At 52.0% G+C, this 11351-nt stretch carries 11 protein-coding genes; 5 read left to right on the top strand and 6 right to left on the bottom strand.

Annotation, left to right across the window (positions count from 1 at the left end; genetic code table 11):
• The 5 genes from P0D70_RS35325 to P0D70_RS35305 all read left to right on the top strand — a co-directional run.
• A partial coding sequence (locus P0D70_RS35325; protein ID WP_408187922.1) for an oxidoreductase dimerization domain-containing protein occupies window positions 1-172 on the top strand: 172 nt, incomplete at its 5' end.
• 27 nt (window positions 173-199) lie between these two features.
• Window positions 200-1960, top strand: coding sequence for a biosynthetic-type acetolactate synthase large subunit (gene ilvB, locus P0D70_RS35320; protein ID WP_408187920.1), 1761 nt, complete (start codon window positions 200-202; stop codon window positions 1958-1960).
• A gap of 426 nt (window positions 1961-2386) precedes the next feature.
• Window positions 2387-3031 (top strand): peroxiredoxin, encoded by a 645-nt coding sequence (locus tag P0D70_RS35315; RefSeq protein ID WP_408187919.1) that lies wholly within the window; start codon window positions 2387-2389, stop codon window positions 3029-3031.
• Window positions 3032-3264: 233 nt separating this feature from the next.
• Window positions 3265-4311, top strand: a complete 1047-nt coding sequence (locus P0D70_RS35310) for an ABC transporter substrate-binding protein (RefSeq protein WP_408187918.1) — start codon at window positions 3265-3267, stop codon at window positions 4309-4311.
• 35 nt (window positions 4312-4346) lie between these two features.
• Window positions 4347-5675 (top strand): LLM class flavin-dependent oxidoreductase, encoded by a 1329-nt coding sequence (locus P0D70_RS35305; protein ID WP_408187917.1) that lies wholly within the window; start codon window positions 4347-4349, stop codon window positions 5673-5675.
• 107 nt (window positions 5676-5782) lie between these two features.
• Here P0D70_RS35305 and P0D70_RS35300 read toward each other — a convergent pair whose 3' ends face one another.
• The 6 genes from P0D70_RS35300 to P0D70_RS35275 all read right to left on the bottom strand — a co-directional run.
• Complete coding sequence (locus tag P0D70_RS35300; RefSeq protein WP_408187916.1) at window positions 5783-6019, bottom strand: zinc ribbon domain-containing protein; 237 nt, start codon at window positions 6017-6019, stop codon at window positions 5783-5785.
• A 507-nt stretch (window positions 6020-6526) separates the two neighbouring features.
• Window positions 6527-6673, bottom strand: coding sequence for a hypothetical protein (locus P0D70_RS35295; protein ID WP_408187915.1), 147 nt, complete (start codon window positions 6671-6673; stop codon window positions 6527-6529).
• A gap of 41 nt (window positions 6674-6714) precedes the next feature.
• Window positions 6715-7173 carry a VOC family protein gene (locus P0D70_RS35290; RefSeq protein WP_408187914.1) on the bottom strand — a complete coding sequence of 153 codons (459 nt, stop codon included), beginning with the start codon at window positions 7171-7173 and terminating at the stop codon, window positions 6715-6717.
• 808 nt (window positions 7174-7981) lie between these two features.
• Window positions 7982-8878 carry a DMT family transporter gene (locus P0D70_RS35285; protein ID WP_408187913.1) on the bottom strand — a complete coding sequence of 299 codons (897 nt, stop codon included), beginning with the start codon at window positions 8876-8878 and terminating at the stop codon, window positions 7982-7984.
• Window positions 8879-9315: 437 nt separating this feature from the next.
• A complete protein-coding gene (locus P0D70_RS35280) occupies window positions 9316-10695 on the bottom strand; it encodes an amidase family protein (protein ID WP_408187921.1) in 1380 nt (459 codons plus the stop codon).
• An 89-nt stretch (window positions 10696-10784) separates the two neighbouring features.
• Window positions 10785-11351, bottom strand: a 567-nt coding sequence (locus P0D70_RS35275; RefSeq protein ID WP_408187912.1) for a hypothetical protein, incomplete at its 5' end; no start/stop codon positions are given.

Below are 11351 nucleotides of genomic sequence, written 5' to 3'. Positions count from 1 at the left end.
GGGCGACCTGATCAGCGAAGTCTGCCTGGCAATCGAAATGGGCGCAGATGCAACGGATATCGGTAAAACGATCCACCCGCATCCGACGCTCGGCGAATCGATCGGTATGGCCGCCGAGTTGTACGAAGGCGTCTGTACCGATCTGCCGCCAACACGGAAGGCGGCTCACTAGCAAGAAAAGAAATATTAGGACGTTGCAATGAACCACAATTTAGAAGAGTTGGAGACCATCGAGAACGTTGCCGTTAGCGATGTCGATCTTCTCGGTGCAGAGATGATTGTTGCTGCGCTGCGCGCAGAGGCAGTCCAGTACATTTGGGGATATCCTGGTGGAGCTGCGCTCCCAATCTATGATGCCTTGATCAAGCAGGATCGCGTGAAGCATATTCTAGTGCGACACGAGCAGGGGGCTCTGCACGCGGCCGATGGTTTTGCAAGAGTCACTGGCCAGGTGGGCGTGGCACTTGTAACGTCCGGACCGGGTGTCACCAATGCCGTTACAGGTATCGCCACAGCCCACTTCGATTCTATTCCGTTGGTTATCATTGCGGCCAATGTTCCGACCAGTGTCATCGGTGAAGACGCTTTTCAGGAGTGTGATGCGGTCGGCATTACGCGGCCTATCACCAAGCACAATTTCATGGTGCGCGAGGTGTCGGAACTGCCGAATGTCCTCAAGAAAGCGTTTCATCTGGCAAAATCGGGACGTCCCGGCCCTGTCCTGGTGGACGTTCCAAAGGACGTTCTTGTGAAACGCGCACCTTTCGAATACCCGAAATCGGTGCAAATTCGATCTTATTCGCCTCCAAAGCAAGGTCATGACGGGCAGATCCAGAAGGCCGCTGATGCGCTTGCACGAGCGAAGCGGCCCTACATCTACGTTGGGGGTGGCGTAGTACTTGCCGATGCTGCTGAGTCGTTAAAGGAACTCGTCGACCTTCTCGGTTTTCCAATTACAACGACCCTAATGGGACTCGGAGCCTTTCCTGGAACAGACCAGCATTACTTGGGCATGCCTGGAATGCACGGGACGTTCGAAGCTAACATGGCAATGCATAACTGCGATGTCTTGCTTGCACTAGGCACTCGCTTTGACGATCGCGTTATTGGAAATCCTTCTGATTTCTCCAGTAAAAATCGCACGATCATTCACATTGATATCGATTCATCTTCGATCTCCAAGCGCGTGAAGGTTGACCTTCCTATAGTCGGGGATTTGCGTAATGTAATTTCGCAGCTGATATCTAAACTCAAGCGCATTTCAACCCGACAGAATCTTTCACACTGGTGGAGTGAGATCAATGCGTGGCGGGCACGCGAATGCCTCGCCTACGACAATGTTGGTGAGAAATTGCGTCCGCAGTTTGTCCTTGAGAGCCTTCGTCAGCTTGTCGATGACGATACGATCATTTGCTCGGACGTCGGCCAGCACCAGATGTGGGTTGCGCAGTATTATAAATTCGGAAAGCCACGTCGCTGGATTAATTCCGGCGGTCTCGGGACGATGGGTGTAGGACTTCCGTACGGGATTGGCGCTAAATTGGGAAAGCCTGAATCGGACGTCATTGTCGTCACTGGCGATGGTTCGATCCAGATGTGTATTCAGGAGTTGTCGACTTGCATGCAGTATGGAATCAACGTGAAGGTGCTTTGTCTCAATAACCAAAGTCTCGGAATGGTCAGGCAGCAGCAACACGTAGATCACCGGGGACGCTACGCTCACTCATATATGGAATCTCTTCCAAATTTTGTAAAACTGGCAGAAGCTTATGGGCACGTGGGGCTCCGGGTGGACTCAAGGGACTCACTCGATGAGGCGCTCCACACGTTTTTGGAAACACGGGATCGAACCGTCTTTCTGGAAGTGTTGATTGATTCAGGTGAGCGTGTCTGGCCAATGATTCGTTCGGGTATGGGCTTGACACAAATGTTGCTGAACGAAAACGATATCGATGGATAACAGCTATTAAGGCGTAGTTGAGGAAACTCGCGGGTTGGCGCGATTGATAGAGGGCTCGATGTAGAGATCAATGACGGGCCGAAAAAACTGCAGATTGATTGTCGTACTCCCGCTAGTCGTGGCTATACACGTAGATATCGGCAATGTTCGTGTTTATATCTACCCGTGGGATTGTATGGAAATCTTAAATATTTTCTCAACGGCCATTGATTTGGCCGTTTTTTTCGTAGTCGTAGGTAGATCTCATTGGATCCAGAAACAAGGCGTGTCAGCCAAGGAAATCGATTCATTTTTATCTGTGAAAGCACTAGGACGAATAAAGTAGTGACGCGTTATTGGTTCGGAATGTAGTTTCGTTGTCGTATGCTTTGTGGTTACGGGTCAGAGCCCGCGGATGAAGTCCGGTTACCTTTAAGGAGATGAACAATGAGTCTACGTCTTGGCGATATCGCGCCAGATTTCGAGCAGGAGTCCAGCGTCGGTCATATCAGATTTCATGAATGGCTTGGCGACAGCTGGGGTGTACTGTTCTCGCACCCCGCCGACTTCACACCGGTTTGCACCACCGGACTCGGCCTGACCGTGAAGCTGGCCGGCGAGTTTGATAAGCGCGATGTGAAGACGATCGCGCTGTCGGTCGACAGCGCGGAGTCGCACAAGGAATGGATCAAAGATATCAACGAGACGCAAGCTGCGAACGTTGGCTTTCCGATTCTTGCTGACAGCGAGCGAAAGGTGGCCGAACTGTACGACATGATTCACCCGAACGCGAACGCGAACGAGACGCTGACCGTCCGCTCGCTGTTCGTGATCGATCCCAAAAAGAAGGTGCGTCTGACCATTACGTATCCGGCTAGCACGGGCCGCAACTTCGACGAAGTGCTGCGCGTGATCGACTCGCTGCAACTCACCGACAACTATTCGGTTGCGACGCCTGGCAACTGGAAGCAAGGCGATGACGTGGTGATCGTGCCGTCGCTGAAGGACGAGGAGCTGATCAATCAGAAGTTCCCGAAGGGTTACAAGGCGTTGCGTCCGTATCTGCGCATGACGCCGCAGCCGAACAAATAACCTACTAGGTGGCAGTCTCTGTCTGCGCTGAAGAGCTGACGGCTTAAATAATGCAAGCCTCATCGACCAATTCCACTGAGAATCTAAGGTGAGAGCTGTATTTTCCCGTGTCGGTCGATGTCTCGAATCCGGATGTCCATTCTGAACGAGAACGTTTACTTATCTATCGAAAAATAGACCGAATTAGATAATACAAATCGAATATATCGACAGAATATATTTTGAGATCTAAAATGAATTTCAGTACTACTAAGATAAACAGAAGAAATATTTTAGCTATGAGCGCTGCAGGGAGCGCTGGTTTGTTGCTTGGAACTAGACCTTTAGCATGTTTAGGAGCCGTTGCCAAAGATCTGTCTCGCGTAGAGCTTCGTGTGGCGAGAAACCGATTTTTCCCTGCAAATCTAAGCGATCTGTGGGAGCGAGCTGGAGTAGGTAATTTTCCGTACAAAATTAAATATGCGGAATTTCTCACTACGGCCTCAGCCGTCGAAGCAATGAACGCGGATGCTCTAGACGTTGGTCTTGCGAGTGAACCAGCGGCGGCTTTTGCGTCCGCATCTGGAGCGCAAGTTAAGCTTATTTCAAGTGGCCGCCTTGATGATAATGCGCAGGCTATTCTGATTCCGAGTGGATCGCCGATAAAGACAATTTCGGATCTGCGTGGGAAGCGTGTGTGCTACGTTCGTGCAGTGAGCAGTCACTATATTTTATTGAAGGTTCTCGAGAAAAATAATTTATCTTGGTCTGACGTCAAACCGGTTCCGCTCTCTCCGGCAGATGGGCAGGCAGCATTTCTCAGTGGATATGTCGATGCCTGGGTAATGTATGGTCACGCGATTCCGTTCAATGTCATGACGTATGGTGCGAAGGTTCTCTCCTATGGGAAGGGGTATGAGAGCGGATTCCAAATGACTATTGCAAATCCTCTCGCCATCGCCGACCCGCTTCGCCGTGAAGCGCTCGCAGATTATCTCATTCGAGTAAGGCATGGTTACGCGTGGGCGAATGCCAATCCGCGGGAATATGCGAAGTTATGGTCTGACATCTCAGGCGTTAAATATGACGTCATATTGAGGCTCGTGGAAAATGCCAGCGGACCGTTGGAAATTCTACCCATTACACCAGACGCTCAATCGGCTTTACAGGAAGTGGCAGATACCTTCACCAAAGCAGGCGAGCTGAAATCGAGAGCAAACACACTTCCGATCTGGGATTTAACCTTTGACAAAGTTTTGAAAAATCCTGATACGTTGCAACCGGTGATCAAGAGATCTTAATTGGTAGCGTAAATCAATAAATTTCGGTCTAAACTATGAATCAAAAAAAGCAAATCAAGCTCGGTTTTCATATAGAGGGTGCTGGGCGCACATGGTCAGACTGGCGACATCCTGACGCCACCCCCAACGCAAGCACGAACATTCAATACTATCGTGACCGGGCAAAAATCGCCGAGGCAGGAAAGCTAGATTTCATTTTCGTTGCAGACAGTCTATCTGTCGATAAACACTCCAGTCCGCATTACCTGAATCGCTTCGAGCCTTTAACAATACTCTCCGCACTCGCTGGCGTGACATCTCACATCGGCTTGGTTGGCACTGTCACTACGACATATAGTGAACCGTTCAACGTTGCACGACAATTTGCGTCGCTGGATCACATCAGCGAAGGGCGCGCGGGATGGAATATTGTGACGTCGTGGTTGGAGGGAACTGCAGATAACTTCGGGAAGTCAGAACACTTGGAGCATAGTGTTCGTTACCGCGTTGCCGAAGAGCATCTGTGGGTTGTTCAAGGGCTTTGGGACAGTTGGGAAGATGACGCGTTTGTCTATGACAAAAGCGCCGGTAAGTTTTTTGACCCAGAAAAACTGAACACTCTTAACCATGTTGGTGAATTCTTCAAAGTCAAAGGACCGCTTAACATTGCCCGATCTCGTCAAGGTCAACCGGTTATCTTCCAGGCGGGCTTGTCCGAAACAGGACGCAATTTTGCTGCACGTTATGCTACTGGCATCTTTGCGGCACCCTCCACATTGGAAGAGGCCATTGCATTCAGGAGTGATGTCCGAAATCGCGCTAAAAGTTTTAATCGTGATCCTGATGAGATTTTCGTTTTGCCACAGATGGGTCCAATCATCGGCTCGACAGAAGACGAAGCAGAAAGATTGCGGATGCAAAGGGCGGAGTTGACGCCGATCAGTAGTGCGTTATCTATGCTGGGGTTGTACTTTGGTGATCACGATTTTACGCAGTATGAACTCGATGCTCCATTCCCCGACGTGGTCGATGCCACAAAGAACAGCGGGCAAGGGCGCGTGCTCAGGATTTCAGCCGCGGCGAAACGCGAAGGATTAACGCTTAGGCAGGTTGCACTAAGATATGCCTCCGAGAGTAGCGATTTCCTGGGATCGCCGAATCACGTTGCAGATAATATCGAAAAGTGGGTCAATTCTGGAGCAGTCGATGGCTTTATCCTGCATGAAACAATGCCAGGACAGTTGGCGTTGTTCACTCAGACCGTTATCCCACTTTTGCAAGCGCGGGGACTGTTTCGACGTGAATACGAGGGGTCGACGTTGCGGGCGCATCTTGGCATAGAGATCCCACCGAACCGAAATACTGTGCGCAAATCAATTTCCTAGCTGTTTTGATGCTTCTTCGTAGGGCGTGCGTGGTATGCCGCAGTTATCTAGACTGAGGCCGGCGAGGTAGCATGCGTATCGACTTTACGTTGACGTCCTCTCCGACCTCAGCCTACGGCTGCCGCGCAGAGCGCGCGAAGGACGGGGATTGCTGCTGCCAGACGGCGACGTCCCGCCGCGAGAATGTTATCCGCCAAGTTGACGTCGCAATGGTGATACGCGCTAGACTCCGGGCAGGGCCATTCCCTTATTCCAAGTCCTACCGGACCCTTCGGGCCTGTGCGCCTGTTACAGCAGCTACAGGTCTGGGTTGAATACGCTTCATCGACCTTATCGAGCGACATGCCCGCGTAATCTCCTCAGCGACCGCCTGGATGCTTGTGGAATGCAGGTCAAGGCCCGCTTTGCCCGAGCCCTTGGTGAACGGATGAAAATCGTAGCCGCTCATGAACCGTCGTTCGCGCTCCAATATTTTTATCGATAGCTCGATACAGTAGTTCCACGGGAAGTTAACCGCGCGCGCCTGCTGCCGCAGCATGGCTGCGTGTTTATCTTTCAGTCGGAGGCGAAGAACGCGAGTAGTGTGCTGCATGTGCTAGTACGGTTGTCTCTCCGTATAGGCACGTCATGGTTCTGCTTTGAAAAACTGAATAATTCCGGTTGCTCTGCTCACAGAGGCCTTTCATCCTTGGCCTGAAGGCCGAAGTCTTCAGGCTGACGCACGGATAAAATGTATCTGTCAGCACAGCGAATGTGTTGGGCTGGAAGAATACGCTCTGACAGATGAAGCTGTTCCACACCATCCCTAGATGTGCGCTTGTAGTCACAAGGTCAACATATGAAAGCGTTGGTCAGACTGTTGCTGTCGTCGGCGAGAATTCGAAAGCTGCGTGGCCGGTTCTGCGATGAAATTCAGAACACGCCCACGCGACGACCTGATGATCCGGTAAAGTTTCGAAAACTGAAGGCGCATTACCACCAACAATGATGGTGTTCATAATTTCATGCTTTACCTTTGTTGTGCTGCATCTGCGGCGAACTAGGCGTCAGCACCTTCGTCATCGTTTAGAAACGGGATGTTCAATTCGACCACGAGGCCAGAAGGATCTTCCAGGAAAATCTGATGCACTTTAAGGGTGGGGACGGTCCGTTCGCGATACGGAACGCCAAGCCGGGTCAAGTTTTCACGCACCTCATCCCGATTCACGGCAAAGAAGGCGACGTGATCGACGGCGCCGCTTCCATGAAGGGACTCAATATCTTTATCGCCCATGGCCTCGATAAGACCAGATGGGTCGACTGGGTCGACTCCAATCAAATGGACTGAACCTTGATCTCCCTCTATGCCGTCCTTCTCGTCGAGATAGAGCCAATGTCCTGGAAACTTGAATGGTGGCCGCCATCCGTTTCTCAATCCGATCACCTCAGTATAGAACTTCAGGGAGGCTGGAAGATCGGTCGTACGTATCGAATAGTGAGCCAACTTTGAGATGTTCATATCAGGTTGAAAATGTGAATGAAAGGAAGCGGGCGGTCTCCGCCCGCGTCGTTGAAACAGTCGCTGGACCAACGGTGGGAGTCCACAGGACAGTGCGGCATCGACAACCGCCGCCCGCTCTAAACTGCTTGTGCTAAAGAATGGCAACACTCAGTTGAGACGCGTACAAATGGTCGCCGCCGCTGCTCGAATCCAGCAAGAAATTTTTGTCCCAGGTGACTAGGATGTCTTTTGTGTGCCGCTGAACTGCCAGTGATTTCATTGCTGGCGGTTAGTAAATGATAGTGCTCATCACGGCATTTCGCAAGCGAAGAGTGGGCGATCTTGCAATTTCTATCACATGAAAAATAGTTAGAAATTCAAAGTAAAGAGCAAGAATTGAGGATTCGTTTTTCTGTCCGATCGTGAGAGTACGACTTAATTGATGTTGATCTGACCTATAGATTCCCAGATTTTCTGCTTGATGAGTTCCTCGGCCTTCAGCGACGAAGAGCGAGCTCGTCACGTCGCCATTCTCTTTTCATGCACACGAGAGTGTCGAACGAGTGATTGTTGATAAGCTGTGGAACATCGACCATGTGCTGAATTTCACTGAAGTTGTACGTGGTTCAGGGACATCGTGTGATGCATGCAAGTGGTTAGGCTGGTCCCATTGCTGGAGATGTTTCGATCACTTATCTCGACGCGCGATTGCTCCGATGAGGGTTGTCATTTGATAAATGGATAAATACAACGAGAGACAAACATCCTTTAACGTGTGCTGGTTTGATCAAAGCATAGGAAAGATGCAAGGTGAACGTTTCTGCTCTTACATGAGTCCTGCAACAGGAGCCGGCCGCATTCGAGATCGGTCAAATAAGACGATAGCTACACCGCTGGCGATCACGAGTACAATACCTGTGATAGCCATGAGATTCGGCAACGTGTTAAAGACCAGAACGCCCGCGATCAAGGCCCAGACACTAAAAAAATAGTAGTATGGCGCGACGATCGCTGTCGGCCCGAGACGATAGGCGGTGAAGAGTAAGTAGTGACCCGCGAACAGAAATAAGCCGGAACCCGTAAGCAGCAGAACATGCCTTGCGTTGGGTACTATCGTTTCTTCAAGGGTGAAATGTATTGCGATGGCTCCAATCAGGACCAATACAGATGCACCGAATGCCACCAAAATGCCTGGAACTGTTGCTGGGACCCGACGACCCACAAGATCGCGTATTGCTCCAAAAATTGCATTTCCTAGTGCCAGCACTGCAAAGAGAGAAAGACCTTCTTTTGTAGGCTGTGCAACCATGATTGCACCAGCGAATCCGACAATTATCAGGGTGATCGACGTACTGCTGAGACGTTCTCGGAAAAAAATTGCTGCCCCGACTAGCACTATCAGAGGAGTGATCTGTGTAAGCGCGGCAACATTCGCAATAGGCATTTTGGCCAGCGCCAGGATGTAGCAAACAACGGAGGCCAGCTCGATCAGGTTTCGTATTGACACCCATCGGTCGAAGATCTTTGGCACGATACGCCATTGCCCGAGGAAACTTAGTAGAAAAATACCGCATATCGTGGCAGATACGCCGCGCAGCAGCAGCACTTCATATGGCGGAAGGCCAGCAGTTGCCAGTTTCATAAATGTGTCGCTGACGATATAAGATCCGGTCGAACACACCATGAACAGGGCGCCACGATAGGGGGGCATTGAAGAGGACATGACTAGAAGGAGCCTTTGAGTTGGACGTTCTTTCTTAGTGACTAATTTTGCTGAAGGAGTGGTGCGGGAGAGGAAGAGGCCGGTTGATTACCAATCCGTAGACCGCTGGCATGACCGACATTTAGGACAAGACTTTCAAAAGTTGACGTTGCGCCCAGCGACCAAAAGCTAACCAGCGCACCCACCGTTCGGAATTTTCGTTAGAAAGCTACAACAGTTCCGTAACAATGCAGTGAAACGTCTTACTATTTCTCTGGCTGTCGTGTCTCTTGGATGTCCCGGAGCGAATTTGCCATCATCATCACAAATTTGAATCGGGAGGTGCAGTCACTTGCCGCCTTATGCAGTGCAGCCAATGACTGCACGATACCTTTCCTCACTCTTTTTCAACTGCCAACAACTTCGAGGCTTCGACTGCCAGATGCAAGTGATTTGGATCATTGCATCGCAAGTGGTCTTTCTCCCGCTTCGATTGCCTCGCCCGCTGCAAGACACAAATCTTCTCGGAAGCGGGCCGCCACAAGTTGAACACCTACTGGGATTCGTCCGATTAGCCCAGTCGAAACTGATAGTGCGGGCACGCCAATCAGAGGAAGACCTACTTGCGGCATCTGGGCGTGCCACACGCGCTCGAACGACGCGTCATCTTTGAGGTCGAGATTATCTGGGAACGGTAATTCACCTGACACGGGCATCAACAGCACTGGATACTTATCTAGAAAGGCAAACCATTCGCGTGCCAACATATCCCGTCTGGCCAATCCCGCGGAGAGATCGAATGGATATACTCGGTCGCGCATGCCGCGCAAGCAGGCAAGCGCGCCTGGATCGCCTTCGCGTTCGGCTATTTCGAGTTGGGCCTCGTAGCCGTCTCCAAGCCATAACTTGGTCAGGATTTCGGCGGCCTCTCGCATGGGCGGCGTGTCGTCGATCTGTTCAACAACCCACCCAGCGCTTTGCAATCGCTTGCCAGCCTCTGCCACCGCTGCAATTACTTCGGGCACTGGGTCGAGGCCATCTGGATTTAAGCACATCGCAACTCGTTTCGGTCGGAGTGGCCCATTGAGTGGAACTGGTGCGTACCAAGGATCGTGAGCGTCGGGTGCAGACATCGCCGCCAGCGCGATTCGCAGATCGTTTATGGTGCGTGCCAAGGGACCAGATACGGCGCCAATCTGGCCGCCGATCGAACGCCCTCCAAAGCTCGGGTTGAAGTGGGGGACACGGCCTAGACTGGGCCGCAACCCATGTACTCCGCAGGCATATGCTGGATAGCGGATTGAACCTGCGATATCGCTTCCGTGAGCAATGTGCCCGATTCCAGCTGCGACCGCCGCACCCGCACCGCTGGACGAACCTCCAGGAGTGATACTAGGGTCGCGAGGATTCTTGGTGTCGCCGTGAAGTAAGTTCGAAGAGAACCAGCGATAAGAGACGGTAGGGCAGTTTGTTCGGCCCAGTAAGATTGCGCCAGCCTTGCGTAGATTGGCGACTGCCGGGTTATCGACCGTTGCTATGTGGTCGCGCAGCAACTTCATGCCATCCGTGGTGGCGAAGCCCGCCTGATCCGCGCCGATCTTGATCGTGACAGGAACTCCCGCCAACAGTCCCAGTTCATCGCCGCGTGCGATCGCTGCATCTATTTTTGCCGCCTGTGAGAGCACGTCATCAGGTCTGTAATCAACCACCGCATTGATTTTCGGATTGACTGCATCGAGTCGGGCAAGTGCCGCCTGTGCCGCCTCTTTCGCGGAGATTTTTTTCGATCTGATGAGGTCGGCCAGTTCAGTTGCCGAGAGGCGCCAGACTTCCTCCATGAAATACTCTCCTGTTCCTGGTTCTAAAGCCGAAAAAATCGACAATGTTTTTTTGCTAACGACTGCCTTGCGCGTACGACCTCATCCGCCTAGAAGCTCTCAAAATCGCGCGCGATGTTCGAGCTGTGCGGTGGTAAAACTCGCCGCAACGCGACACTTGTTGTGGCAGGCTGTTGCTCCGGCCAGACTATCAGACCGGGATCTCCATTCAGACGCATCGAGGACAGCACGCGTCGGGCTTCTTTCACTCTTGCAGGCGTAACACCGAAGGCGACATGTAGATCCGCTGTCAATGACGCCCGCGGCGAACCAAGCTGGCGCGACCAGCAGCGCGTCGCACGGGCCAGATCTGGCCGTGCCTCGCTGCCTGGTCGTATCCTGAGTTCCATGGCTGATCCGTACCAGACAGCGTCACCGTCGACCCTCATCCTCGATGGGCGGTTGTGCAGGATCAGCGTGCCCTCTGGACCAGGCTCGATTTCCCCCCATGAGGGCGGTGTGCGGATCTCAAGCGGCCCGTGGTGGACGGCTATCCAGTCCAGTCTGAGAGCACGTCTGACTGCTCGCCAGCGAAGACGAACGCTTCTGGCGGCATACCCGTAGGCGAATGCCGCAGCCACTGCTGGCAGGAGCAGGATGCCGGCGATAGATTTCAG

The sequence above is a fragment of the Paraburkholderia sp. RL17-381-BIF-C genome, assembly GCF_046026435.1.
GTDB lineage: Bacteria > Pseudomonadota > Gammaproteobacteria > Burkholderiales > Burkholderiaceae > Paraburkholderia.
This window is presented reverse-complemented; position numbering and strand designations above follow the sequence as displayed.